This window comes from Mycobacterium sp. C31M (assembly GCF_053345865.1).
The window spans coordinates 80,150-104,223 of the sequence record NZ_JBKFAX010000010.1 but is presented as its reverse complement, the minus strand read 5'-3'; the positions used below and the strand labels follow the sequence as shown (position 1 = coordinate 104,223).

The 24,074-nt window shown below is 67.3% G+C and carries 25 protein-coding genes; 12 read left to right on the top strand and 13 right to left on the bottom strand.

Annotation, left to right across the window (positions count from 1 at the left end; all coding sequences use genetic code 11):
- Nucleotides 1-6: 6 nt before the first annotated feature.
- On the bottom strand, nt 7-435 hold the full coding sequence (locus ACLBYA_RS16625) for a Zn-ribbon domain-containing OB-fold protein (RefSeq protein ID WP_447710522.1): 429 nt from the start codon (nt 433-435) through the stop codon (nt 7-9).
- Nucleotides 436-1,641: a thiolase family protein gene (locus tag ACLBYA_RS16620; protein WP_447710521.1), complete on the bottom strand. Its 1,206-nt coding sequence runs from the start codon at nt 1,639-1,641 to the stop codon at nt 436-438. It lies immediately after the preceding gene.
- Nucleotides 1,642-1,769: 128 nt separating this feature from the next.
- Between ACLBYA_RS16620 and ACLBYA_RS16615 the strand changes: the two genes are divergently transcribed.
- The gene (locus ACLBYA_RS16615; RefSeq protein ID WP_447710520.1) at nt 1,770-3,239 is read left to right on the top strand and encodes a PE-PPE domain-containing protein; all 1,470 of its coding nucleotides are present in this window, start codon (nt 1,770-1,772) and stop codon (nt 3,237-3,239) included.
- Nucleotides 3,240-3,307: 68 nt separating this feature from the next.
- Here the strand turns inward: ACLBYA_RS16615 and hflX are convergent, their stop codons facing one another.
- The 5 genes from hflX to ACLBYA_RS16590 are packed head-to-tail and all read right to left on the bottom strand — an operon-like array spanning nt 3,308 to nt 8,094.
- A complete protein-coding gene (hflX, locus tag ACLBYA_RS16610) occupies nt 3,308-4,726 on the bottom strand; it encodes a GTPase HflX (RefSeq protein ID WP_447710519.1) in 1,419 nt (472 codons plus the stop codon).
- Nucleotides 4,727-4,759: 33 nt separating this feature from the next.
- Nucleotides 4,760-5,629 carry a diaminopimelate epimerase gene (gene dapF, locus ACLBYA_RS16605; RefSeq protein ID WP_447710669.1) on the bottom strand — a complete coding sequence of 290 codons (870 nt, stop codon included), beginning with the start codon at nt 5,627-5,629 and terminating at the stop codon, nt 4,760-4,762.
- Between the two features lie 8 nt (nt 5,630-5,637).
- Entirely contained in the window at nt 5,638-6,540 is a 903-nt protein-coding gene (gene miaA / locus ACLBYA_RS16600; protein ID WP_447710668.1) for a tRNA (adenosine(37)-N6)-dimethylallyltransferase MiaA, read from the bottom strand.
- The gene (locus tag ACLBYA_RS16595) at nt 6,537-7,202 is read right to left on the bottom strand and encodes a hypothetical protein (RefSeq protein ID WP_447710518.1); all 666 of its coding nucleotides are present in this window, start codon (nt 7,200-7,202) and stop codon (nt 6,537-6,539) included. The genes miaA and ACLBYA_RS16595 overlap by 4 nt, the downstream gene beginning before the upstream one ends.
- Nucleotides 7,203-7,212: 10 nt before the next feature.
- Nucleotides 7,213-8,094: a DMT family transporter gene (locus ACLBYA_RS16590; RefSeq protein WP_447710517.1), complete on the bottom strand. Its 882-nt coding sequence runs from the start codon at nt 8,092-8,094 to the stop codon at nt 7,213-7,215.
- Nucleotides 8,095-8,285: 191 nt separating this feature from the next.
- Here ACLBYA_RS16590 and ACLBYA_RS16585 point away from each other — a divergent pair, with 191 nt between their 5' ends.
- Nucleotides 8,286-9,647, top strand: a complete 1,362-nt coding sequence (locus ACLBYA_RS16585; protein ID WP_447710516.1) for a DUF349 domain-containing protein — start codon at nt 8,286-8,288, stop codon at nt 9,645-9,647.
- Here ACLBYA_RS16585 and ACLBYA_RS16580 read toward each other — a convergent pair.
- Both ACLBYA_RS16580 and miaB read right to left on the bottom strand, forming a co-directional pair.
- Nucleotides 9,644-10,231 (bottom strand): Rv2732c family membrane protein, encoded by a 588-nt coding sequence (locus tag ACLBYA_RS16580; RefSeq protein ID WP_447710515.1) that lies wholly within the window; start codon nt 10,229-10,231, stop codon nt 9,644-9,646. The genes ACLBYA_RS16585 and ACLBYA_RS16580 overlap by 4 nt on opposite strands.
- Nucleotides 10,219-11,757, bottom strand: coding sequence for a tRNA (N6-isopentenyl adenosine(37)-C2)-methylthiotransferase MiaB (gene miaB / locus ACLBYA_RS16575; RefSeq protein ID WP_447710667.1), 1,539 nt, complete (start codon nt 11,755-11,757; stop codon nt 10,219-10,221). Before miaB ends, ACLBYA_RS16580 begins: the two co-directional genes overlap by 13 nt.
- A gap of 101 nt (nt 11,758-11,858) precedes the next feature.
- Between miaB and ACLBYA_RS16570 the strand changes: the two genes are divergently transcribed.
- Genes ACLBYA_RS16570 through ACLBYA_RS16555 form a run of 4 tightly spaced genes read left to right on the top strand, consistent with a single transcriptional unit; the run spans nt 11,859 to nt 15,012 of the window.
- The gene (locus tag ACLBYA_RS16570) at nt 11,859-12,587 is read left to right on the top strand and encodes an amino acid ABC transporter ATP-binding protein (RefSeq protein ID WP_447710666.1); all 729 of its coding nucleotides are present in this window, start codon (nt 11,859-11,861) and stop codon (nt 12,585-12,587) included.
- 16 nt (nt 12,588-12,603) lie between these two features.
- Nucleotides 12,604-13,416 carry a glutamate ABC transporter substrate-binding protein gene (locus ACLBYA_RS16565; RefSeq protein WP_447710514.1) on the top strand — a complete coding sequence of 271 codons (813 nt, stop codon included), beginning with the start codon at nt 12,604-12,606 and terminating at the stop codon, nt 13,414-13,416.
- 14 nt (nt 13,417-13,430) lie between these two features.
- Nucleotides 13,431-14,111 (top strand): amino acid ABC transporter permease, encoded by a 681-nt coding sequence (locus ACLBYA_RS16560; RefSeq protein ID WP_447710513.1) that lies wholly within the window; start codon nt 13,431-13,433, stop codon nt 14,109-14,111.
- Nucleotides 14,112-14,139: 28 nt separating this feature from the next.
- Nucleotides 14,140-15,012 carry an amino acid ABC transporter permease gene (locus ACLBYA_RS16555; protein ID WP_447710512.1) on the top strand — a complete coding sequence of 291 codons (873 nt, stop codon included), beginning with the start codon at nt 14,140-14,142 and terminating at the stop codon, nt 15,010-15,012.
- On the opposite strand, the gene ACLBYA_RS16550 is transcribed toward ACLBYA_RS16555, so the two are convergent.
- Nucleotides 14,994-16,229 carry a multidrug effflux MFS transporter gene (locus ACLBYA_RS16550; RefSeq protein ID WP_447710511.1) on the bottom strand — a complete coding sequence of 412 codons (1,236 nt, stop codon included), beginning with the start codon at nt 16,227-16,229 and terminating at the stop codon, nt 14,994-14,996. The genes ACLBYA_RS16555 and ACLBYA_RS16550 overlap by 19 nt on opposite strands.
- 68 nt (nt 16,230-16,297) lie before the next feature.
- Between ACLBYA_RS16550 and ACLBYA_RS16545 the strand changes: the two genes are divergently transcribed.
- Nucleotides 16,298-16,738 carry a MarR family winged helix-turn-helix transcriptional regulator gene (locus ACLBYA_RS16545; protein WP_447710510.1) on the top strand — a complete coding sequence of 147 codons (441 nt, stop codon included), beginning with the start codon at nt 16,298-16,300 and terminating at the stop codon, nt 16,736-16,738.
- On the opposite strand, the gene ACLBYA_RS16540 is transcribed toward ACLBYA_RS16545, so the two are convergent.
- Nucleotides 16,732-17,292 carry a TetR/AcrR family transcriptional regulator gene (locus ACLBYA_RS16540; RefSeq protein ID WP_447710509.1) on the bottom strand — a complete coding sequence of 187 codons (561 nt, stop codon included), beginning with the start codon at nt 17,290-17,292 and terminating at the stop codon, nt 16,732-16,734. The two genes, ACLBYA_RS16545 and ACLBYA_RS16540, sit on opposite strands and share 7 nt — an antisense overlap.
- Nucleotides 17,293-17,409: 117 nt before the next feature.
- Between ACLBYA_RS16540 and ACLBYA_RS16535 the strand changes: the two genes are divergently transcribed.
- Nucleotides 17,410-18,162, top strand: coding sequence for a 3-oxoacyl-ACP reductase family protein (locus ACLBYA_RS16535; protein WP_447710508.1), 753 nt, complete (start codon nt 17,410-17,412; stop codon nt 18,160-18,162).
- Nucleotides 18,163-18,164: 2 nt separating this feature from the next.
- Here ACLBYA_RS16535 and recX read toward each other — a convergent pair whose 3' ends face one another.
- Together recX and recA are read right to left on the bottom strand one after the other, a co-directional pair.
- Entirely contained in the window at nt 18,165-18,701 is a 537-nt protein-coding gene (recX, locus tag ACLBYA_RS16530; RefSeq protein ID WP_447710507.1) for a recombination regulator RecX, read from the bottom strand.
- Nucleotides 18,670-19,713, bottom strand: coding sequence for a recombinase RecA (gene recA, locus ACLBYA_RS16525; protein ID WP_447710506.1), 1,044 nt, complete (start codon nt 19,711-19,713; stop codon nt 18,670-18,672). Before recA ends, recX begins: the two co-directional genes overlap by 32 nt.
- A 202-nt stretch (nt 19,714-19,915) precedes the next feature.
- Between recA and ACLBYA_RS16520 the strand changes: the two genes are divergently transcribed.
- From ACLBYA_RS16520 to ACLBYA_RS16505, 4 genes are all read left to right on the top strand, one after another.
- Nucleotides 19,916-20,245: a hydrogenase maturation nickel metallochaperone HypA/HybF gene (locus ACLBYA_RS16520; protein WP_447710505.1), complete on the top strand. Its 330-nt coding sequence runs from the start codon at nt 19,916-19,918 to the stop codon at nt 20,243-20,245.
- 1 nt (nt 20,246) lies between these two features.
- Entirely contained in the window at nt 20,247-21,014 is a 768-nt protein-coding gene (gene hypB, locus ACLBYA_RS16515; RefSeq protein ID WP_447710504.1) for a hydrogenase nickel incorporation protein HypB, read from the top strand.
- 150 nt (nt 21,015-21,164) lie between these two features.
- Nucleotides 21,165-22,220 (top strand): NADH-quinone oxidoreductase subunit B family protein, encoded by a 1,056-nt coding sequence (locus ACLBYA_RS16510; RefSeq protein WP_447710503.1) that lies wholly within the window; start codon nt 21,165-21,167, stop codon nt 22,218-22,220.
- 36 nt (nt 22,221-22,256) lie between these two features.
- Complete coding sequence (locus ACLBYA_RS16505) at nt 22,257-24,071, top strand: nickel-dependent hydrogenase large subunit (RefSeq protein ID WP_447710502.1); 1,815 nt, start codon at nt 22,257-22,259, stop codon at nt 24,069-24,071.
- Nucleotides 24,072-24,074 lie beyond the last annotated feature (3 nt).

The window sequence follows — 24,074 nt, the reverse complement described above, 5'->3', positions numbered from 1 at the left end:
AGTCTCCTAGTCCGCCGCGGTGTAATGCAGCAGGGTGATATCGGATTCGGCGGGTTCGGTGAACACGGGTGTCATCGGCATGCCGATGCGCAACCGCGCGGGATCCACGCCGACCAGTTCGGTGGCCAGTCGCGGGCCTTCGGTCCACTGCACGACGCCGAGCAGATGCGGTACGGCATCGGCGAACTGGGGTGCGACGGGCCGTTGTGCGACGGCGAAGCTGACCAGGGTCGCCGCCCCGGAGATCTGGCGCCACTGCAGATCGTCGGCCAGCGTGCCCGGCGCCAGCACCCGCGGGTAGAAGACGTAGGCGTCCAGCGACGGCGAGAACTGGACCCAGATCTCGTGGCGGCGCAGGCCGTCCCAGAACGGCGCCGAGGTGGGTGTGGGCAGGGGCAATGGTCGAGCGAGCGGCCCCTGCATCGCGGTGGTCATCTAGTCGCCCTCCAAGACGAGTGCTTCCTGCTCGCTGAGCACACCACCGTTGCCCGAGACGAAGGCGCGGTGGCACTCGGCGATCTGGGTGGCCGCCGCGCGGCCCATCAGCTGGCGGGTGGCGTCGCAGACATGGTGCAGCCCACCGGCATTACCGGGCTGGCCGTACCCGAGCTGACCGCCGGCGGTGTTCATCGGGAAGTCGCCGCGGAAGGTCAGGTCGTGGTCGGTGACGAACTGCATCCCCTTGCCCTTCTCGCAGAATCCGGCGTCCTCCAACGTCAGCAGCGCGGTGATGGTGTAGCAGTCATAGATCGACACCATGTCCATATCGGCGGGTGTCACCCCGGCCATCCCGAAGGCGGTGTCGGCGACCTTGATCATCGGGGTCTGCAGCGGGTCGGCGGCGTACACCGGCGACTTGTAGGGCACCCGTTCGCCGAAGCCCTTGATCCAGACCGGGCGGTGCCGGCTCTTGCGGGCGAGCTCAGCGTTGGTGATCAGCACCGCCGAGCCGCCCATGCACGGCATCACGATCTCCAGCATGTGCAACGGCGAGGCGATGATCGGGCTGTCCAGCACATCGGCGATGGTCAGCGGCTTGTCCTTGAACACCGCGCCCGGGGTGTGGTTGGCGTTGGCCCGTTGGTCGACGACGATCTTGGCCATCGCCGTCTCGTCGTATCCGTATGCGGCGGCGTACATCTGGGCCACCTGGGCATAGGGCCCGTTCTGGCCGAGGTAGCCGTAGGGGATCTCGAACTCGGCCTGCGGCGACCCGAACCGGAAGCTGGAGGCACCGAAATACAGGGCGTCACCGGGATCGTAGGGCCGCTGCGCCGACATGGGCGTCAGATAGTTGGCCGGGATGGCGCACAACACCGCCTGACAGATACCCAGTTCGATGGCCGCCGCCGCCCGCCACACCATCGCGGCCCCGGAGGCGCCGCCGAGGTCGACGAGTTCGGCGTAATTGACGTTCAGGCCGAGGTATTCGACGACGGTCGACGGTACGAACAATTGGGATTCGGCCACGCCGCAGGTGATCAGGCCGTCCACCTGGTCGACCGAGATACCGGCATCGGCCGCGGCGGCCGCTGCCAACCGCGCCCACTGTTCGAGGATGAACTCCGGCGTCCCGGTCGGCTTCCGGGTCGCGGGCAACTCGTGAAACCCGACGATGGCCGCTTCGCCGCGCAGGCCCATGTGTTGCTCCCTTCGTCGCGATCGACTTTATTAGAATTAGATTCTACTTTCAATCCGGCTGTTTACGACCCGGTCACGGCCCTTGAGTGCAACGATCCGATTGGCGCCGGCCGACCGGGGGTGAGTAGATGCGAATCGCGAGACGATCCATCTGTGCGGTGGTGTCGGTTTTGCTGGCGGTGGTCCTCACAGCGGCCTCGACGCTGTCGTTGGCGGTCGCACTGGCCGCGACCGCGCTCATCGTCCCGGGCACCGGAACCCCGAATGCCAACATCGTCGGCGGCTACCTGGAGAACGCCCGCGACTACTACATCGCTCCGTTCAACCCGGCCTGCACCGCGGCCGAGGACTGCACCCTGCAGGGCATCGACTATCCGGCCCAGTTCTGGCCGATCCCGCTGCCCGGCTGGGGCGGGCTGACCGGCGACAAATGGGATGTGTCGACCGGCAAGGGACTGACCGGGCTGAACTCCGCGCTGGTCAACACCCTGGCGCAGAATCCGCCGAACACCCCGGTGGTCCTGATGGGCTACTCGCAGGGCGGGAACATCGTCAGCCGGCAGAAGCGCAACCTGGCCGGCCTGCCCAAGGATCAGAACTATCTGTCGTTCGTGATGATCGGCAACTCCAACCGACCCAACGGCGGGCTGTTCGAGCGGCTGGCATTCCTTGGGCACGTCCCGATCCTGGATGCCACCTTCGGTCTGCCCGCACCGACCGATACCTGCGATCACATCTGCGCCACCGATATCGCGTTCCGCTACGACGGAGTCGCCGACTTCCCGCTGTACCCGCTCAACGGCCTGGCCGTGCTCAACGCGATCGCCGGATTCTGGTACGTGCACGGCACCTATCTGGCCCCCAACGAGAACAGCGATGTCGGCGAACTGCCCGATGACTACACCCCCGAGGAGCTGGCCGCCGAGATCGCCGATCCGGACAACTGGGACGAGTACGGCGACACCCGCTATGTCACCATCGACACCAAGACACTGCCGATCGTGCGGCCGTTCCTGGAGTTCGCCTCGTTCACCAAGACCGAATTCCTGATCAAGCCGATCGTCGAACTGGTATCCCCGCTGCTGCGGGTGCTCATCGAAACCGGCTACGACCGCTCACTGAGTTACGGTGTGCCCGCGCCGTTCCGGCTGATCCCGCGGATCAATCCGGTCACCTTCGCCAAGGATGTCGTCGCCGCGATCGACGAGGGTGTGCAGAACGCGTTCGGCAGGAAACCGGCCGCACCACAACCTGTCTCCGAGCCACCCACGACCGTCACCGCCGCCACGTCCGAGCCAGAACCCGCGGCCGAGTCCGAGGACACACCCCGCGACCGTCCCACCCTGCTGCGCGGCCCGACCGGGGCGCAGGTACTGGAACTGTCACGCAAGCGGCACACCGAATCGGCAGCACCGGTGCGGGCGACCGAAGACACAGAAGAAGACAACGAGGAGACCACCGTCGAGGTGATCGACGAGACCGAGCCCGTCACCGAGGACGAACCGGAAACCGCCGAACCACAGTCCGACTCCGATGACACCGACACCGACGACGACACCGCCGCGCCGTCGTCCGATACCGACGCCGCGGCGGCCTGACCCGCGGGCAGGCGCATCGACCACGTGAACCGCGGGGGATTCCGCGGACGGTGCGCCTGCTCGTGTAGTTACCAGTTGCTGAAGTCGCGCAGCGCCGCGGCCAGCGGAACCGGCACGCGCGCAGCGATTCTGGTGCCCTGCTCGGTGTGCTCGGTGGTTTCGACACGACCCTCGGCATGCACCCGGGCGACCAGGTCGCCGCGGTCATAGGGCAAGGTCACATCGATGAACGCATCGGTCGGTTCGACGAGCTGCGCCATCCGGGTCCGCAACTGGTCCAGACCCTCGCCGGTATGCGCCGAGACGAACACCGCATCGGGTAGCGCCCGGCGCAGCTGAGCCAGCGCCAGATCACCGGCGGCGTCGATCTTGTTGACCACCAACAGTTCCGGCAGCTGCGCGATCCCGTACTCGGTGACGACATCGTTGATCACCGCGCGGACCGCGTTGATCTGCGCCAGCGGGGTGGCATCGGAACCGTCCACGACGTGGATGAGCAATTCGGCGTCGGCGACCTCTTCCAGGGTGGACCGGAATGCCTCGACGAGCTGGGTGGGCAGGTGCCGGACGAAGCCGACGGTGTCGGTGAGCACGAACGGGCGGCCGTCCTCGAATTCCCCGCGCCGCGTGGTGGGTTCCAGGGTGGCGAACAGCGCGTTTTCCACCAGTACTCCGGCACCGGTCAGCGCATTCAACAGGCTGGACTTTCCCGCGTTGGTGTAGCCGACGATCGCCAGCGCGGAGACGTCGCTGCGCCGTCGACTTCCCCGCTGGGTCTCGCGGATCTTCTTCATATCGCGAATCTCGCGACGCAACTTGGACATCCGCTCCCGAATGCGCCGACGGTCGGTCTCGATCTTCGTTTCACCGGGTCCACGGGTACCCACCCCGCCACCGGCGCCGCCGGCGCGGCCACCGGCCTGCCGGGACATCGACTCACCCCAGCCGCGTAGCCGCGGCAGCATGTACTCCATCTGCGCCAGCGATACCTGCGCCTTGCCCTCACGGCTGGTGGCGTGCTGGGCGAAGATGTCCAGGATCAGCGCGGTGCGGTCGATGACCTTGACCTTGACGGCCTTCTCCAGGGCATTGAGCTGTGCGGGACTGAGCTCACCGTCGCAGATGACGGTGTCGGCGCCGGTGGCGGTGACGATCTCGCGCAGCTCGATGGCCTTGCCGGAGCCGATGTAGGTGGAGGCATCGGGTTTGTCGCGGCGCTGCACGAGCCCCTCGAGCACCTCCGAGCCGGCGGTCTCGGCGAGTGCGGCGAGCTCGGCCATGCTCGCGTCGACGTCGGCGGCGCTGCCCTCGGTCCACACCCCGACGAGCACCACCCGTTCCAGGCGCAGCTGGCGGTATTCGACCTCGGAGATGTCGGTGAGCTCGGTGGACAGCCCGGCCACACGGCGCAGTGCCGCGCGGTCTTCCAGGGCGAGCTCACCCGTGCTGGGGACGGGGTTGCGCGGAGAATAATCAGGTTCGGTCATATGTGCTTTCGATGGTGACATGCCGCACCGCGGTCATGCACCCCAATAATCGGCGGCGAGCTCACCGCGGGCGACCAGCACCGACGGGCCGCGCAGGAAGCTGGTGGCGTCGGTGATGGTGACGGTCACCTCGCCGCCGGGGATCCGGACCCGCAGCGAGCCGGTCTGCTCGCCGCGGTAGGCCAACGCCGCCAGCGCGGCGGCCACGGTTCCCGTTCCGCAGGAACGGGTTTCGCCGACCCCACGCTCATGGACACGCATGTCGACTGCACCGGCGTCCGGCCGGGTCAGCACCTCGATATTGACGCCTTCAGGGAACTGCGCGGGGTCGAACGACACCGGGGCGGCGACGTCGAGGGCGGCCAGCTGCTCGGCGTCCAGGTCGGTGACACACGCCAGGTGCGGATTGCCGACGTCCACGCCCAGCCCGTCGAAGGACTGTCCACCCACCACGGCGGTGCCGGTGCCCAGGCGATTGGCCTTGCCCATGTCGACGGTCACCTCGGCCTGGTTGGGATGCGCCGGGTCGAACCCGTGCACCACCACCGGCCGGGGCCCGGCCAGCGACCCGACCACGAACTCGTCGCGGTGTTCCAGCCCGGAGGCGCGCAGATAGTGGGCGAACACCCGCACCCCGTTGCCGCACATCTGCGCGATGGAGCCGTCGGCGTTGCGGTAGTCCATGTACCAGTCGGTGCCGGCCACCCCCTCGGGCAGCGCATCGAACACACCGGCGGCCTGCGCCGCGGCGGCCGTCGTGACCCGCAGCACCCCATCGGCACCGAGCCCGCGACGCCGATCGCACAGCGCAGCGACCGCATCCGGGGTGAGCGGTAACTCGGCCTGCAGGTCCGGCAGCACGACGAAGTCGTTCTGCGTACCGTGCCCCTTCACGAAGCCGATGGCGGATTTCACCTGTCCAGGATACTCAGCGCGGCGTCGGCCAGGTCGTCGCGCGCACCGTCGAGCCAGTGCACACGGTGGTCACGACGGAACCAGGACCGCTGCCGGCGCACGTAGCGGCGGGTGCCGATGAACGTCGGCTCGCGTGCGGCCGACCCGTCGTCACCGGCGTCGAGGGCGGCCAGCACCTGGGAATAGCCCAGCGCCCGGGCTGCGGTGACACCTTCGCGTAGGCCGTGGGCGATCAGCGTCTGCACCTCGGCGACCAGGCCGTCGGCGAACATGGCGTCGGTCCGCTGGGTCAGTCGTTCGTCGAGAACACTTGTCTCCCAATCCAACCCGATGATCTCCGTGCCCCAGCGCGGGTTGCCGATCCGCGGTGCCGACGCCGCGAACGGCTCGCCGGTCAGTTCGACGACCTCCAGTGCCCGCACGATGCGGCGACCGTCGGTGTCCAGGATGGCCGCCCCGGCGGCCGGATCGACCCGGGTCAGCTCGGCGTGCAGCGCCGACGCCCCGATCTCGGCGAGCCTGGCCTCCCAGCGGGCCCGCACCGCCGGATCGGTGTCCGGGAACGACCACTGGTCCAGCAGCGACTGGATGTAGAGCATCGACCCGCCGACGATCACCGGCACCGCGCCGCGCTCCATGATCGCCTCGATATCGGCGGCGGCACTCTGCTGATACCGCGCGACCGAGGCGTTCTCGGTGACGTCGAGGATGTCGAGCTGATGGTGGGTGATGCCGAGCCGCTGGTCGACCGGAAGTTTGGCGGTGCCGATGTCCATGCCGCGGTAGAGCTGCATGGCGTCGGCGTTGACGATCTCACCGCCGAGGCGTTGCGCCAGCTCGAGCGCGAGCGCGGATTTGCCGGTGCCGGTGGGCCCGATGACGGCGACCGGCCGGATCACAGGCGCCACAGGCCCGCGAAGTAGCCGACACCGTAGGGGGCACCGCGATAGAGCTCGGTCGCGACGACGGGGCCCGCGCCGACCAACCCGGCGAGCACCCGGTAGGCCGGTTCCCCCACCGCGCCGGCGGCGCAATCGATCAGCCGCTCGGCGTCACCGGCGGCCAGACAGTCATCGAGGGCGGCCTGGGCGGCCACCGAATCCGGCTCGAAACCACCGGGCGCGGATGCGGTCAGGGTGTTCGCACCGTCGGCGACCAGCAGGACCCCGACCGGCTCGGGGGTGGCGTCGATTTCCGCGCGCAGCGCGGTGCCGGATGCTCCGGCGCCGAATACCCGCACCTCGGCGGTGACCTCGGGGGCCACGTGCGCGCGCACCCAGCCGGTGATCAGGGCCGGCAGCGGCAGTTCGGACACCGGGCCGGTCGCTGCCGCGGACAGCGCCACCGGGATGTCGACGCCGTAACCGGCGAAGGTGCCCGTCGCGTCCGGGCCGATGACGGTCTTGTCGGCACCGGCGCCGACGGCGATCCAGCGTGACGGGAGGCCGGCGGCCGCGGCCAGCACGGCGGCGCGCAGATCGGCCACCTCGGCGGCGGCCGCTCCGGCCAACTCGGGCACCAGGATCGGCGCCGACGGGATCAGTGCAATGGCCGCCAACACGCCCACAACGCTAGCGCGCGGCCGAAACCTGGTCGCCGGCCCAGCCCGCCTCGCCGCGTGCCAGCGCCGCGGTGGCGACCACCATGACCGACACGGCGGCCACCAAGGTGAACCACCCGGACTCCCCCGGGCGCAGCGTCTCGCCGAGTACCACCACACCGAGCGCGGAGGCCACCACCGGTTCGGTGACCGTCATCGTCGGCAGCGAGGCGGTCAGCGCTCCGGCCCGGAACGCGGCCTGCTGGTATCCGGTACCGGCGACCGCCACCAACGCCCAGGCGTAGAGCTCCGGGGTGGCCAGCAGCTGCCAGAACCCGTCGCCGAGCCGGTCGACGACGGCCTTGGTCAGGATCGCGAACACACCCCACAGGGCACCCGACACGATGGCCAGCAGTACCGGCCCGGCCTTGGTGGCCGACCAGATGCGGGCACCGACGATGCACAGCACCAGCGCCGGGCCCAGCACCGCACCGACGGCCAGCCAGGCGTCGGTGCCGGCGCGAGCGTGCCCCGCCGTCGGGTTACCGACCGTCACGATGACCGCCACCGAGACCGCCAGCAGCACCGCCCAGGTCCACTCGAACCGGCTCACGCGATGGTGGTTGGCCCGCGCGTTGATCGGCAGTGCGAACAGCAGCGAGGTGACCAGCAGTGCCTGCACCAGCAGCACCGAGCCCAGTCCCAGCGCCGCGGCCTGCAGGCCGAAGCCGAGCGCGGACACCAGGCTGCCGATCCACCAGCCCCGGTCGCGCAGCAGCTGGCCGAACAGCTGGAGATGGCTGACATCGTCATCGGTGACCTCGTGCGCGGAACGCTGGTGGATGACATCGCCGATGGCGATGAACAACGCGGCGCCCAGCGCCAATAACGCGGCGATATCCGCCTTGTCCACCGGTCCTCCTGAAGGGTTCGGGTCCCGAGGTTGCCGGTAAACCCGTTCACATCGCAACCGCAAGACGCGCACGCATCGCGAAGCTGCGCGCACAGCCACTGGCGACCTGCTTGAATAACCATCGGAAGTTACAGGCGCCGCGTCGCGCGGCAGGTGCGTGGGTCAAACCATGCGGGGAGTGCGAGGAAGATATGACATCCAGCGATACAGGTTCGGGCGAGAACACCGAGGCGGCTCCGCAGGCGGCGGCCCCGAAACCGAAACCGATGCCCCGGCCCGGCCCGCGGCCCGCTCCCCATCCCCGCCCGGCGGCTGCCGCGCCGGCCCCCGTGGTGCCACCGTCGGTGGACCCGCACCGGTTCGGCCGCATCGAGGACGACGGCACCGTGGTGCTCATCAGCTCGGCGGGCGAGCGGGTCATCGGCTCCTGGCAGGCCGGCGATGCCGAGGCAGCCTACGCCCACTTCGGTCGCCGCTTCGACGATCTGAACACCGAGGTCGCGCTGCTGGAGACCCGGCTGGCCTCCGGTACCGGCGATGCCCGCAAGATCAAGACGGCCGCGGCCGCACTGGTGGAGACGCTGCCGACGGCCGCCGTGCTCGGCGATGTCGATGCCGTCGCGGCACGGTTGAACAGCATCCTGGAGCACGCCGACGGTGCGGCGGCCGAGGAGCGGGCGCGCCGCGACGAACACCGCTCGGCGCAGACCGCCCGCAAGGAGGCGTTGGCGCTCGAGGCCGAGGAGATCGCCAATGCGACCGGGCAGTGGAAGGCCGCCGGTGACCGGCTGCGGGCCATCCTGGACGAGTGGCGGACCATCACCGGCCTGGACCGCAAGACCGATGACGCGCTGTGGAAGCGCTACTCGGCCGCCCGCGAGGCGTTCAACCGGCGCCGGGGTTCACACTTCGCCGAGCTGGACCGCGAACGCGTCGGTGCCCGACAGGCCAAGGAATCGCTGTGTGAGAAGGCCGAAAAGCTCAGCGATTCCACCGACTGGGCCGCGACCGCGGCGCTGTTCCGGGATCTGCTGACCCAGTGGAAGGCGGCGGGCCGGGCCGCCAAGGACGTCGACGATGCGCTGTGGGCGCGGTTCAAGGCCGCCCAGGACACCTTCTTCGCCGCCCGCAATGCCGTGAACGCCGAGCGTGACGCCGAGTTCAGCGCCAACGCCGAGGCCAAGGAGAAGCTGCTGGTCGAGGCCGAACGCATCGACATCTCCGACGCCAAGGCCGCGCAGGCGGCGTTGCGCAACATCGGCGACAAGTGGGATGCCATCGGCAAGGTGCCGCGCGAACGGTCCGCCGATCTGGAGCGCCGACTGCGCGTCGTCGAGAAGAAGGTCCGTGACGCCGGCACGGTCGATCACACCGACGCCGAGGCGCAGGCGCGCGCCGATCAGTTCCGCGAGCGTGCCGAGCAGTTCGAGCGCCAGGCCGAGAAGGCCGAGGCCGCGGGCAAGACCAAGGACGCCGAGAAGGCGCGCGCCAGCGCCGCGCAGTGGCGGGAGTGGGCGGAGACGGCTGCCGAGGCCGTCACCAAGAAGCGTTAGCGCTTATCGCCGGAGTCCGGGCGCAGCTCGTCGAGCAGTGAGGTGTGTTGCTTGGCGGCGATCGCCCGGCGCCGTTCCTCTTCGGCGCTCAGGTGCACCGCGGTGCGGGTCCACACCACCCGCGCCCAGTGGAAGGCCAGCACCAGGACCGCGATCCAGGCGATGATCAGGCCGATACCGGGACCGGGCAGGTCACCGGCGGCGGTCTGGCGCGACCACACCGCGAGCATGCCCGCCGGGCAGGCGACCGTGGTGCCGGCCAGCGCGACCCAGGCCAGTGTCCACTTGCGGGTCAGCAGCGCCAGGACGGAGAACCCGACCCCGAACACCAGGGCCAGCCAGACGAACACCCGCGACGGCAGCGACAGTCCGTCGGCGACGGCGACGTCACTGGCCACCAGCACATCGAGACCACGCGAGGAACCGGTGTGCGGAAGCACGAAGGTGCCCAGCAGGACGAACACACAGATCGCCACCACCAGTGCCCGGGCACCCGGGTCGATCTCGGAGGCGACCTTGCGCTCGGCGGCCTCCAGGTCGTCCTTGAACTCGTCGAAGTTGGCCTTATCGCTCACAATCCACATCCCGATTCACATCCACTGGAAACCGGCGGCATCGCCGGCGCGCCAATTCCCGGCATACCCAGTCCGACCCCGGTGCCCGTCACGGGACGAAGCCCGGCCGCGTGCGCGTCCCCGGCGCGGGTGCGCCGGTGCGTGTGCACCGGGCCGTCGGCGACGAGGAAGTGCGGCGCGGCCCGGGTGACGGTGGTGGTGACGATATCGCCGGGGCGGATATCGGCACCGCCGGAGGCAAAGTGCACCAGTCGGCCGTCGCGGGCCCGGCCGGACAGCCGCGCGGTGGCGGCGTCCTTGCGTCCCTCGCCGGCGGCGACCAACAACTCGACCTCGGTGCCGACCTGAGCGTTGTTCTCCTGCAACGAAATCTGCTCCTGCAGGTCGATCAGGCGCTGATAGCGTTCGCTGACAACCTCTTTGGCCAGCTGCCCCTCGAGCGTCGCGGCCGGGGTGCCGGGCCGCTTGGAGTACTGGAAGGTGAATGCGGAGGCGAACCTCGCCTGGGCCACCACATCGAGGGTGGCCTGGAAGTCCGCTTCGGTTTCCCCCGGGAACCCGACGATGATGTCGGTGGTGATGGCGGCGTGCGGGATCGCGGCGCGCACCCGATCGATGATCCCGAGGAACTTCTCGGCCCGGTAGGACCGCCGCATGGCCTTGAGGATGCGGTCGGATCCCGACTGCAGCGGCATGTGCAGGGTCGGGCACACGTTCGGGGTCGCCGCCATGGCCTCGATGACGTCATCGGTGAACTCGGCCGGGTGCGGTGAGGTGAACCGCACCCGCTCCAGACCCTCGATACCGCCGCAGGCGCGCAGCAGCTCGGCGAACGCCCCACGGTTGCGTGGGACGTCCGGGTCGGCGAAGGAGACACCGTAGGCATTGACGTTCTGCCCCAACAACGTGACCTCGAGCACACCCTGGTCCACCAGGGTCGTCACCTCGGCCAGAATATCGCCGGGCCTGCGATCGACCTCCTTGCCGCGCAGCGCGGGCACGATGCAGAACGTGCAGGTGTTGTTGCAGCCGACGGAGATGGAAACCCAAGCTGCATAAGCAGATTCACGCGATGCCGGCAGCGCCGACGGGAATTCCTGTAGCGCCTCGGCGATCTCGACCTGGGCGACCCGCTGATGGCGGGCCCGCTCCAGCAGCACCGGCAGTGCGCCGATGTTGTGCGTCCCGAAGACCACGTCGACCCAGGGCGCCTTCTTCAGGACGGTGTCGCGGTCCTTCTGCGCCAGACAGCCGCCGACGGCGATCTGCATGTTCGGCTCGGACGCCTTGCGTGGGGCGAGGTGGCTGAGGTTGCCGTAGAGCTTGTTGTCGGCGTTCTCGCGCACCGCGCAGGTGTTGAACACCACGATATCGGCGTCGTCGCCCTCGGCGGCGCGGACGTACCCGGCCGATTCCAGCAGGCCGGACAGCCGTTCGGAGTCGTGCACGTTCATCTGGCAGCCGTAGGTGCGGACCTGATAGCTGCGCGGGCTCGAATCGGCGCTTGCGGCCGACCAGCCCTCGCGCGCCACCATGGAAGTCACGACAATCATGTTACGGCCGGGTGTCGATCCGCCCCAAGCTGAGCGTTCCCTGGGTAGGGTCTGAACCCATGACCACCGCGACTTCGGTCCCGATGATCTCGATACAGGCTGTCAACAAGCACTTCGGCGAGCTACACGTGCTCAAGGACATCGATCTCGATGTCCCGCGCGGTCAGGTCGTGGTGGTGCTGGGTCCGTCGGGTTCGGGCAAATCCACGTTGTGCCGCACCATCAATCGGCTCGAGCCGATCGACGAGGGCACCATTTCGATCGACGGCGAGGTGCTGCCCGAGGAGGGCCGCAAGCTCGCCCAGCTGCGCTCCGATGTCGGCATGGTGTTCCAGTCGTTCAACCTGTTCGCGCACAAGACGATAGTCGAGAACGTGATGCTCGCCCCGGTGAAGGTGCGAAAAATGGCCAAGGACAAGGCCCGCGCCGAGGCGATGAAACTGCTCGACCGGGTCGGGATCGCCAGCCAGGCCGAGAAGTACCCGGCGCAGCTGTCGGGCGGGCAGCAGCAGCGTGTCGCCATCGCCCGGTCGCTGGCGATGAGCCCGAAGGTGATGCTGTTCGACGAGCCCACCAGCGCCCTGGATCCGGAGATGATCAAAGAGGTGCTGGCCGTCATGACCGATCTGGCCACCGAGGGGATGACCATGGTGGTGGTCACCCACGAGATGGGTTTCGCCCGGCGGGCCTCGCAGCGGGTGGTGTTCATGGCCGACGGGGCCATCGTCGAGGACACCGAACCCGAGGAGTTCTTCAACAACCCCAAATCCGACCGTGCCAAGGACTTCCTCGGCAAGATTCTCAACCACTGAATCGAAGGAGCACGTGATGTCATTCCGAGTTCGGGTGGCCGCTGCCGCCGTTCTGGCTGCAGCGCTGCCGCTGGCCCTCACCGCCTGTGGCGGCGGCTCCGGTGGCGACGAGAACAAGGTCGTCATCGGCACCAAATTCGATCAGCCCGGTCTGGGCCTGAAGAACCCCGACGGGACCATGAGCGGGTTCGACGTCGACGTGGCGACCTATGTCGCCGGGCAGCTCGGTTACACCCCCGAGCAGATCGAATGGAAGGAAGCACCGTCCGGCCAGCGCGAGACGCTGATCCAGAATGGCCAGGTCGACTTCATCGCCGCGACATACTCGATCACCGATGCCCGCAAGGAGAAGGTCAGCTTCGCCGGGCCCTACCTGATCACCGGCCAGAGCCTGCTGGTGCGTGCCGACAACACCGACATCGTCGGTGCGGAGTCCCTGGAGAACAACAAGAAGCTGTGCTCGGTGACCGGTTCCACGCCGGCCCAGCGCATCAAGGACAAGTACCCCGGTGTGCAGTTGCAGCAGTACGACACCTACTCGGCCTGTGTCGAGGCGCTCAAGAGCGGTGCCATCGACGCGGTGACCACCGATGAGGTGATCCTGGCCGGGTATGCCGCCCAGTCCCCCGGCACCTTCAAGCTGGTCGGCGAGCCGTTCTCCGAGGAGAACTACGGTATCGGCCTGAAGAAGGACGACACCGAGATGCTGACCAAGATCAACGACGCCATCACCAAGATGGAGACCGACGGCGAGTGGGCCGCGGCGTTCGAGAAGAATCTCGGCCCGGCCGGTATCGCCACCCCTGAACCGCCCGCCGTCGACAAGTAGGCGCACAGGTAGCTGTGGAGGTTTTCAGCGAGTACCAGGACCGGATCTTCGCCGCGTTCCTGGTGACCATCGAACTCACGGTCTACGCGGCGATCGGCGCACTGGTGTTGGGCACCGTCCTGGCAGCGATGCGCCTGTCGCCGGTACCGGTCATGCGGGCGGTCGGCACCACGTACGTCAACGTGGTGCGCAACACCCCGCTGACCCTGATCCTGGTGTTCTGCTCGCTGGGCCTGGCCAACACGCTGCACATCACGCTGACCGACTCGAATTCGCCGACCTCGATCGTCGACAGCAATTTCCGGCTGGCGGTGCTCGGGTTGACGGTCTACACGGCGGCGTTCGTGTGTGAGGCGATCCGGTCCGGGGTGAACACGGTGCCGATGGGTCAGGCCGAGGCGGCGCGCTCGCTCGGCCTGACCTTCACCCAGAATCTGCGGATCATCCTGTTGCCGCAGGCATTTCGTGCGGTCATCATCCCGTTGGGTTCGGTGCTGATCGCCCTGACGAAGAACACCACCATCGCCTCGGCGATCGGGGTGGCCGAGGCGGCGCTGCTGATGAAGGAGATGGTGGAGAACACCTCGGCCCTGCTGATGGTCGGCGGGATCTTCGCAATCGGGTTCGTGATCCTGACCCTGCCGATGGGATTGTTCTTCGGCTGGCTGGGCAAGCGTTGGGCGGTGTTGCGGTGATGAGCGCTTGCGCGAAGAACGGACAGATATGAGCGCGGGATCTTCGGTTCTCTTCGACGCGCCGGGGCCCCGGGCCCGCAAGATCAACCTGGCGCTGGCGGTCGCCACGGTCGCGGTGTTCGCCGCCGTCGGCGGCTGGGTCGTCTACAAGTTCGCCGCGGCCGGGCAGTTCGAGTCGGCCAAGTGGGAGCCGTTCTTCACCGGCAACCTGTGGACCACCTACGTGCTGCCCGGTATCGAGGGCACGCTGACCGCGGCCGCGGTATCGATCGTGCTGGCCCTGGTGCTCGGCTGCCTGCTCGGTATCGGGCGGCTGTCACCGGTGCGGGCGGTGAGTTGGGCATGCGGGGTGTTCGTCGAGTTCTTCCGCGCCGTGCCGGTGCTCATCATGATGCTGTTCTCCTACGCGCTGTTCGCCATGTACGGCGTCTTCGCCTCCGAGTACCTGGCACTGGCCGGTGTGATCACCGGCCTGACGCTGTACAACTCGGCGGTGATCGCCGAGATCGTGCGGACGGGTGTGAACGCGCTGCCCCGCGGGCAGGCCGAGGCATCCTCGGCGCTGGGCATGACGTGGACCCAGACGATGGCCAACGTGCAACTGCCGCAGGCCATCACCTCGATGCTGCCGGTGCTGGTGTCGCAGATGGTGGTGGTGCTCAAGGACACCGCGATCGGCTACCAGATCACCTTCGTGGAGATGGTCCGCCAGGCCCAGAGCGTCGGATCGTCGTACGGCAACTACATCCCGGCGCTGATCGTCATCGCGGCCCTGATGATCGGACTGAACTTCGCCCTGTCGGCGTTCGCGACGCGGCTGGAAGCCCGGTTGCGGCGTTCCAAGAAGGGACCAAGACCGATGGCCGCCAAGCCGTTGGCAGATCAGGACGCCGGGGTCTGACCGGCGGTCGGTCGGGCCAGCAGCAATCCGGCGCAGGCCAGGACAGCGGCGGCCACCATCACGGCGGCCAACGGTCCGGCGGTGTGCTCGCCGGCCAGGCTGACCAATGGTGACACCGCCGCGGCCAGCAGGAACTGGGTGGCGCCGAGCACGGCCGACGCGGTGCCCGCAGCACGCGGTGCGGCCGACAGTGCCAGGGCGGTCGTATTGCCGAACACCAGGCCCATGCCCGCGACGGCGGTGAACAGCGGCAGCGCCAGCCAGCCGACCGGGATAGCGGTCAGCGTCACCGCCGCGACGGCCAGACTGGAGGCCAGGATCAGCGCAAGGCCGGCGGCAGCCAGCGGCCGGGGGTCGATCCGGGCCGACAGACGCGCACTGAGCGCACTCATCAACAGCAGACCGAAGGCGTTCACGCCGAACATCGCTCCGTACTGGGCCGAGGACAGGCCCATCATCGTCTGGTAGACGAACGGCGAGGCCGAGATATAGGCCATCATGACCGCGAAGCCGAACCCGAACGCGATCAGGTTCCCGAGGTAGGTGCGCTGCAGCAGATCCCGCAACGGTGAACCGGCGGTGGCCTTTTCGGCGCGCAGGGCGGTGCGGCGTTCGGCGGTGTGGGTCTCCCGGATGACCACGAGCGCGGCGATCAGCATGAGCACGACGAGCACCAGGATGACGCCCAATGCCCCGCGCCAGCCCACCGGCCCGACCAGGAATCCGCCGGCCAGCGGCGCGATGATCGGCGCGACGCCGCCGACGATCATCATCAGGCTGAAGGCCCGCGCGGCGGCCCGCCCGGTCGCCAGATCGGAGATGATGGCCCGCCCGATGACCATGCCGGCGGCTCCGGTCAGGCCCTGGGCCAGCCGGGCGGCGATGAGCACTTCGACGGTGGGGGCGAGCGCGGCAGCCAGGCTGGCGAGCACACAGATGACCGCACCGATCAGCAGCGGCCGGACCCGTCCGAAACGATCCGAGAGCGGCCCGAAGATCAGCTGTCCGGCCGCCAGACCCAGCAGAAAGGCGGTCAGCGTGAGCTGCACATCGGTCGGGGTGGTGCGCAGGTCGTCGACCATCTGCGGGAAGGCCGGCAGGTACAGGTCGGTGGCGAACGGCGCGACCGCCGACAGCAACGCGAGGGTGACCAGCAGTCCGATCGTGATGCGCGGTGCGGTATCGGCACGTGTCGGGGTGTCGACGACGGGCGGCATACAGGCTTCTCCAAAAGTCATTATCATTTGATAGTTATTAACATATAACTATCAGGTAGGCTGGCGCCATGCAAGCCCGATCGAGTCACACCGAGCAACTGGCCGACCTGGCGGATCTGGTGCTCACGGTGTCCCGCGCGATCAAGGCGCGCACCGCGGCCGACCCGTCCGTGCTCGACCTGTCGGCGACCGAGGTGACGGTGCTGCGCTTCATCGACCACCACCCCGACACCGGCCCGAGTGCGGTCGCCGCGGGCACCGGCCTCCAACGCAGCAATCTCAGCCGTGCGCTGCGCGACCTCGAGACCAAGGGGCTGATCCGGCGCTCCCCCGACCCGGCCGACAATCGACAATATCGCCTGCAGTCCACCGAACTGGCCGCCGAGAACCTGGCTCGCATCAGGGCGATCTGGTCGTCGATTCTCGATGCGGCACTACAGAATTCCGGCGACCACGACATCGCCGGGGCGGTCCGCATGCTGGCCGCCCTGGAGCAGGGCCTCTACTGAGACTCGGCCGGCCAGGCCAGCAGCGACCGATCGGCGATGGCATGCAGTTCGTCGCGGGTGGCACCACTGCGGGCCTGGATCGCGATGCCCTGGCACACCGCAGCGACCCAGCGGGCCAGCGCGCACGGATCCTGTCCGGCGAGCTCACCGTCGGCCTGAGCCGCGGTGAACCGGTCGACGAGCACCTGCACGCCGGCATCGCGCAACTCGGCCAGCTCGGCGCCCGGCTGCACCAGCAGGCAGCCCTGCGGCCGCTGTGGTGTCGAGGTGGCGTCGGCCGCGCCGTGCATCATCGCCGACGCGACCTCACGCGCCGTCGGCCGGGCCAGCGCCTCGGCGGCATAACCACCATGGCCGGCCACGTAGTGTTCGATCGCCCGGCGGTAGAGATCGTCCTTGGACCCGAATGCTGCGTATAGGGTGCGTCGGTTGACCCCGGTCGCCTCGGTGAGATCGGTGATCGACACGCCGTCGTAGCCGCGTTCCCAGAACAACCGGGTCGCGACGTCGAGAACCTGCTCGGGTTCGTATTCTCTCGGTCGCCCGATCGCCATGACACCTCCCGTGTGACTCCGGCCACAATGCGGAATGATCCGTATGCATATCCGCTTGACCTGAACGTATTTAGTAACCAATCGGTTCGAAAGAACCTTCCCATACCGGAGGTCGTCATGACCAGCACCACAGCACCCCTGTCCGGACGCCGCGCACTCGTCACCGGCGCCTCCCGCGGCATCGGCGCCGAGATCGTCCGCCGCCTCGCCGCCGACGGGGCGTCGGTCGCGTTCACCTACAACTCGTCACCCGCCCCCGCAGAAGCACTGGTCGCCGAACTGACCGCCGCCGGGGCGAAGGTCGTCGCGATCCAGGCCGACGCTGCGGATGCCGACGCTGTGGCCGCCTCGGTGGACACCGCCGTCGCCGAGCTCGGCGGCCTCGACATCCTGGTGAACAACGCCGGTGTCGCCTCGGGTGCCCTCATCGAGGATTCTGACCTCGAAGAGTTCGACCGGATCGTCAACATCAACGTGCGCGGGGTGTTCGTCGCCAGCAAAGCGGCCGTGGCGCAGCTCAACAAGGGTGGCCGCATCATCAACATCGGCAGCGTCAATGCCGAACGTGTCCCGGTACCGGGATTCTCGATCTACGCGCTGTCGAAGGCCGCCGTCGCCGGATTCACCCGCGGACTGGCCCGCGACCTGGGCCCGCGCGGTATCACCGTCAACAACATCCAGCCGGGACCGATCGCCACCGATATGAACCCGGCCGAAGGTCCGCTGGCCGACCAGATGACCCCGCTACTGGCCGTCGGCCACTACGGCCAGACGTCGGACGTCGCCGGCGCTGTGGCGTTCCTGGCCTCGCCGGAATCCGGCTACATCACCGGCGCGAATCTGGATGTCGACGGCGGGTTCCTGATCTAGGTTCAGACCGCCCGCCGCTCGCGTTCCTGGGCGAGTTGGGTGCTGACGACGTCGAAGGCCATGCCCTGGTTGTAGCCGCGGCGGGCCAGCATCGCGACCAGTCGGCGGGTCACCTTCAGCTCGTCGTCGAGACGCTCACGACGCAGCTTGGTGGCCACCAACTGTTCGGCCTGCACCCGCCATTCGCCGGCATCCACACTGTCCAGTGTTTCGGCGATCAGCTCCTCGTCGACACCCTTGGTTCGCAGCTCGACAGCCAAGGCGCGCTTGCCTTTTCCGGAGTTGGCGCGGCGACTGCGCACCCACTCCTGGGCGAACGCGGCATCATCGAGCAGCTTGACCTCGACGAGGCGGCCGAGCACCGGCGTGATGACCTCGTCGGGATAGCCCCGCTTGGTCAGCTGCTCGACGAGTTCGGCCCGGGTCCGGGCCCGCACGGTGAGCAGACGCAGACACACGTCCCGCGCCTGCTCCTCGCGCTTGGGTCCCTTCCCGGATTCGGCCGACTCAGAAGTCGACGGGGGCGGGGAGAACGTCATCGTCGGTCAGCACGGCACCGATACCGAGCTTCTCCTTGATCTTCTTCTCGATCTCGTTGGCCACTTCGCCGTTCTCCAGCAGGAACTTGCGGGCATTCTCCTTGCCCTGCCCCAGCTGCTCACCCTCGTAGGTGAACCACGAGCCGGACTTACGGATGAAGCCGTGCTCGACACCCATGTCGATGAGCGAGCCCTCGCGGCTGATGCCATGGCCGTACAGGATGTCGAACTCGGCCTGCTTGAACGGCGGGGACACCTTGTTCTTGACGACCTTGACGCGGGTGCGGTTACCGACGGCGTCGGTTCCGTCCTTGAGCGTCTCGATCCGACGGACATCCAGGCGCACCGAGGCGTAGAACTTCAACGCCTTACCACCCGTGGTGGTCTCCGGCGAACCGAACATCACACCGATCTTCTCGCGCAGCTGGTTGATGAAGATCGCGGTGGTGCCGGAGTTGTTCAACGCACCGGTCATCTTGCGCAGCGCCTGGCTCATCAGGCGGGCCTGCAGACCGACGTGGCTGTCACCCATCTCACCCTCGATCTCCGCGCGCGGCACCAGGGCCGCCACCGAGTCGATGACGATGAGGTCGATGGCACCGGAGCGCACCAGCATGTCGGCGATCTCCAAGGCCTGCTCGCCGGTGTCGGGCTGGGACACCAGCAGTGCGTCGGTATCCACACCCAGCTTCTTGGCGTACTCCGGATCGAGCGCGTGCTCGGCGTCGATGAACGCCGCGATACCGCCGGCGGCCTGGGCATTGGCCACCGCGTGCAGCGCGACGGTGGTCTTACCCGAGGATTCCGGGCCGTAGATCTCGACGACCCGGCCGCGCGGCAGACCGCCGATACCGAGTGCGACGTCGAGCGAGATGGAGCCGGTCGGGATGACCGAGATCGGCTGGCGCACCTCCTCACCGAGGCGCATCACCGAGCCCTTGCCGTAGTTCTTCTCGATCTGAGCCATCGCCAGTTCGAGTGCCTTTTCGCGATCGGGAGCCTGTGGTGCCATGGGAATACCTCTCCGGTAGTCGTACGGTCTGACCGGGGTTCCGGTCGGTTGGCTCAGACACTAGGACGAGCCACCGACAAGTAGCTTCCGGTCGAACGATCACCAGATTAGCGAACAGGTGTTCGAAGGCAAGCGGACACGCCGTTGCGGCCAGACAGGGGCGGGCCTATCGTGGAGTGATCCAGCCCGGATCGGGGCGAACGTGCACGAAATGGCAATCACCCAGAGCGTCGTCGAGGCGGTGTGTGAACACGCCGCAGGTCGCCGGGTGCTCAGCGTCAAGGTCGAGATCGGCGCGCTGTGCGCGGTGGTACCCGACTCGATGCGGTTCTGTTTCGATCTGGCCACCGAGGGCACCGTCGCCGACGGTGCCCGCCTGGATCTCGACATCCCACCCTGCACCGCCCGTTGCCGCGACTGCGGCACACACTTCGCGGTGGCCTACCCCATCCTGCTGTGCCGCTGCGGCAGCGCCGACGTCGAGGTGCTGACCGGACGGGAACTCAAGATCCTCTCGATGGAAGTGAGCTGATATGTGCGCCACCTGCGGCTGCGGCGAGGACGCGGCAACCGTCACGATGCCCGGCCACGAGCACTCCCACGAGCACTCCCACGAGCACTCCCACACCGAGACCATCTCGCTCGAACAGAAGGTCCTCGCCAAGAACGACCACCTCGCCGGACACAACCGGGCCTGGCTGGCCGAACGTAAGATCGTGGCCCTCAACGTCACCAGCTCGCCGGGCGCCGGCAAGACGACGCTTCTGGAGCGCACCATCGGCGAACTGCTCGGCTCCGGCCGGGCGGTCACCGTCATCGAGGGCGATCAGGAAACCCTGCTGGACGCCGAGCGCATCCGGGCCGCCGGCGCCCGTGCCGTACAGATCAATACCGGGTCGGGTTGTCATCTCGATGCGCAGATGATCTCCGATGCACTGAATACCCTTGATCCCGAACCATATTCACTGTTGTTCATCGAGAACGTGGGCAATCTGGTCTGCCCGGCCTTGTTCGATCTCGGCGAGCACACCATGGTGGTGGTCATCTCGGTCACCGAGGGTGCCGACAAGCCGCTGAAATATCCGCACATGTTCGCCGCAGCAGGTCTGGTCATCGTCAACAAGGTGGATCTACTGCCGTATGTGGACTTCGATCTCGAAGTCTTTCGGCGCGCGGTTCGTTCCCTGAACCCCGGCGTGCAGGTACTTCCGCTGTCGGCGGCCACCGGCGAGGGCATCGCGGCCTGGCAGGATTGGATCGCCGCGGCGGCCGGACGCGAACATATGACCACCCTCCGTTGACAAGTCAAACCCCTCGGAGTAAACCGAGTATCAGCACCGCATAGCGGGCCGAACCTCGACTCCTGCGGTGGAGGGGATTCAGTTCGTCCCCTTGGAAGATCGCGGAAAGATCTAAGTAGGGACCCAGCCCGTCCCGGAAAGAACTGCGCTATGCCCACTTCGGCAGCAGTCAAAGCAGAAGAGACGCTGATCCACGTGCTCTGGATCAACGCCGGCCTGAGTTGTGACGGCGATTCCGTGGCGTTGACTGCCGCCACCCAGCCCAGCATCGAGGAGATCGCACTCGGCGCGCTCCCCGGCCTGCCCAAGATCGCCGTGCACTGGCCCCTGATCGACTTCGAATGCGGACCGAACGGGGGTGCCGACGACTTCCTCGAATGGTTCTTCCGGGCCGACCGGGGTGAACTGGAACCGTTCGTACTGGTCGTCGAGGGGTCGATACCCAACGAGCAGTTGCACGCCGACGGCTACTGGTGCGGGTTCGGCAACGACCCGGCCACCGGGCAACCGATGACCACCAGTGAGTGGCTGGATCGGTTGGCGCCCAAGGCAACCGCTGTGGTGGCCGTCGGCACCTGCGCCACCTACGGCGGCATCCATGCGATGGCCGGCAACCCCACCGGCGCCATGGGTGTTCCCGACTATCTGGGATGGGACTGGAAGAGCAAGGCGGGTATCCCCATCGTCTGCGTTCCGGGCTGCCCGATCCACCCGGACAACTTGTCCGAGACGCTGACCTACCTGCTGTACATGGCCACCGATCAGGCGCCGATGATCCCGCTGGACGAAGCGCTGCGACCCAAGTGGCTGTTCAGTGCCACGGTGCACGAGGGCTGCGACCGGGCCGGATACTATGAGCAGGGCGACTTCGCTCACGAATACGGATCACCCAAATGCATTGTCAAACTGGGATGTTGGGGACCGGTCGTCAAATGTAATGTGCCCAAGCGCGGCTGGATCAACGGTATCGGCGGCTGCCCGAATGTCGGCGGTATCTGCATCGGGTGCACGATGCCGGGGTTCCCGGACAAGTTCATGCCCTTCATGGACGAGCCACCCGGCGGCAAGGTCTCCACCGCGGCATCGGGACTGTACGGATCGGTGATCCGCGGCTTACGCCACATCACCGGACACACCGTCGATGTGGAACCACGCTGGCGGCACCGCGGCACAACGCTCGAAACGGGAGCGACCCGCACCTGGTAGGTCGGGCAAGCGAGGTTCAGTTAGGGAGCGAAGTCCATGACAACCCAGTCCACAACGACGACGATCGTTCCGGAACCGTCACAGGTCAAGCGTGAGCCAGGCCAGCTCGTGGAGATGGCCTGGGATCCGATCACCCGGATTGTCGGCAGCCTCGGCATCTACACCAAGATCGACTTCGAGAACCGTGAAGTGGTGGAATGCCACAGCACCTCGTCGATCTTCCGCGGCTACTCGATCTTCATGAAGGGCAAGGACCCGCGCGACGCGCATTTCATCACCAGCCGCATCTGCGGAATCTGCGGTGACAATCACGCCACCTGTTCCTGCTACTGCCAGAACATGGCCTACGGCGTGAAACCTCCGCACCTCGGCGAATGGATCGTCAACCTCGGCGAGGCTGCCGAATACATGTTCGACCACAACATCTTTCAGGAGAATCTGGTCGGCGTCGACTACTGCGAGAAGATGGTCGCCGAGACCAATCCGAGCGTGCTCGCCAAGGCAGAGAACACGCTGGCGCCGCAGTCCGATGCACATGGCTATCGGACCATCGCCGACATCATGCGCTCGCTCAACCCGTTCACCGGAGAGTTCTACCGGGAGGCGCTGCAGGTCAGCCGCTGGACACGCGAGATGTTCTGCCTGATGGAAGGCCGGCATGTGCACCCGTCCACGCTGTACCCGGGCGGTGTGGGCACGGTCGCCACCATCCAGCTCATGACCGACTACATGACCCGGCTGATGCGCTACGTCGAGTTCATGAAGAAGGTCGTGCCCATGCACGACGACCTGTTCGACTTCTTCTACGAGGCCATCCCCGGCTACGAGCAGGTCGGGTTGCGCCGCACCCTGCTCGGCTGCTGGGGTTCCTTCCAGGATCCCGAGGTGTGCAATTTCGCCTACAAGGACATGGAACGCTGGGGCGACGCGATGTTCGTGACGCCGGGCGTGGTGGTCGACGGCAAGCTGGTCACCCACTCGCTGGTCGACATCAATCTCGGTATCCGGATCCTGTTGGGCAGTTCTTATTACGACGACTGGACCGACCAGGAGATGTTCGTCAACAGCGACCCGCTCGGCAACCCGGTCGATCGTCGGCACCCGTGGAATCAGCACACCAACCCGCACCCGCAGAAACGTGACATGGAGGACAAGTACAGCTGGGTGATGTCGCCGCGCTGGTTCGACGGCAAGGACCACCTGGCGCTGGATACCGGTGGCGGTCCGCTGGCCAGGCTGTGGTCCACCGCGCTGGCCGGGCTGGTCGATATCGGCTATGTCAAGTCCACCGGACACAGCGTGCAGATCAACCTGCCCAAGACCATTCTCAAGGGACCGGTCGAGCTGGAATGGAAGATCCCGCAGCACGGCAGCAACACCATCGAACGCAACCGTGCCCGGACCTACTTCCAGGCCTATGCGGCAGCGGCCGCACTGCATTTCGCGGAGAAGGCGCTCGTCGAGATCCGCGCCGGCCGTACCAAGACCTGGGAGCACTTCGATGTGCCCGACGAGGGCATCGGCTGCGGGTTCACCGAGGCGGTGCGTGGTGTGCTGAGCCATCACATGGTGATCCGCGACGGCAAGATCGCCAACTACCATCCCTACCCACCGACACCGTGGAACGCCAACCCTCGGGACAGCTACGGCACCCCGGGTCCCTACGAGGACGCGGTACAGGGCCAGCCCATCTTCGAGGAGAACGACCGGGAACATTTCAAGGGCATCGACATCATGCGCACGGTGCGAAGCTTCGACCCCTGTCTGCCCTGTGGGGTGCACATGTACCTGGGTAACGGAAAAACCTTGGAGCGGTTGCACTCCCCCACCCAGTCCGCCACCGGGGAATAGCCT

Excerpts from the sequence above, each read along its gene's own strand:
- ACLBYA_RS16625 (WP_447710522.1), bottom strand. The coding sequence starts at position 435 with ATGACCACCGCGATGCAGGGGCCGCTCGCTCGACCATTGCCCCTGCCC.
- ACLBYA_RS16620 (WP_447710521.1), bottom strand. The coding sequence starts at position 1,641 with ATGGGCCTGCGCGGCGAAGCGGCCATCGTCGGGTTTCACGAGTTGCCC.
- ACLBYA_RS16615 (WP_447710520.1), top strand. The coding sequence starts at position 1,770 with ATGCGAATCGCGAGACGATCCATCTGTGCGGTGGTGTCGGTTTTGCTG.
- hflX (WP_447710519.1), bottom strand. The coding sequence starts at position 4,726 with ATGACCGAACCTGATTATTCTCCGCGCAACCCCGTCCCCAGCACGGGT.
- ACLBYA_RS16585 (WP_447710516.1), top strand. The coding sequence starts at position 8,286 with ATGACATCCAGCGATACAGGTTCGGGCGAGAACACCGAGGCGGCTCCG.
- ACLBYA_RS16580 (WP_447710515.1), bottom strand. The coding sequence starts at position 10,231 with ATGTGGATTGTGAGCGATAAGGCCAACTTCGACGAGTTCAAGGACGAC.
- miaB (WP_447710667.1), bottom strand. The coding sequence starts at position 11,757 with ATGGTGGCGCGCGAGGGCTGGTCGGCCGCAAGCGCCGATTCGAGCCCG.
- ACLBYA_RS16570 (WP_447710666.1), top strand. The coding sequence starts at position 11,859 with ATGATCTCGATACAGGCTGTCAACAAGCACTTCGGCGAGCTACACGTG.
- ACLBYA_RS16565 (WP_447710514.1), top strand. The coding sequence starts at position 12,604 with ATGTCATTCCGAGTTCGGGTGGCCGCTGCCGCCGTTCTGGCTGCAGCG.
- ACLBYA_RS16555 (WP_447710512.1), top strand. The coding sequence starts at position 14,140 with ATGAGCGCGGGATCTTCGGTTCTCTTCGACGCGCCGGGGCCCCGGGCC.
- ACLBYA_RS16550 (WP_447710511.1), bottom strand. The coding sequence starts at position 16,229 with ATGCCGCCCGTCGTCGACACCCCGACACGTGCCGATACCGCACCGCGC.
- ACLBYA_RS16545 (WP_447710510.1), top strand. The coding sequence starts at position 16,298 with ATGCAAGCCCGATCGAGTCACACCGAGCAACTGGCCGACCTGGCGGAT.
- ACLBYA_RS16540 (WP_447710509.1), bottom strand. The coding sequence starts at position 17,292 with ATGGCGATCGGGCGACCGAGAGAATACGAACCCGAGCAGGTTCTCGAC.
- ACLBYA_RS16535 (WP_447710508.1), top strand. The coding sequence starts at position 17,410 with ATGACCAGCACCACAGCACCCCTGTCCGGACGCCGCGCACTCGTCACC.
- recX (WP_447710507.1), bottom strand. The coding sequence starts at position 18,701 with ATGACGTTCTCCCCGCCCCCGTCGACTTCTGAGTCGGCCGAATCCGGG.
- recA (WP_447710506.1), bottom strand. The coding sequence starts at position 19,713 with ATGGCACCACAGGCTCCCGATCGCGAAAAGGCACTCGAACTGGCGATG.
- hypB (WP_447710504.1), top strand. The coding sequence starts at position 20,247 with ATGTGCGCCACCTGCGGCTGCGGCGAGGACGCGGCAACCGTCACGATG.
- ACLBYA_RS16510 (WP_447710503.1), top strand. The coding sequence starts at position 21,165 with ATGCCCACTTCGGCAGCAGTCAAAGCAGAAGAGACGCTGATCCACGTG.
- ACLBYA_RS16505 (WP_447710502.1), top strand. The coding sequence starts at position 22,257 with ATGACAACCCAGTCCACAACGACGACGATCGTTCCGGAACCGTCACAG.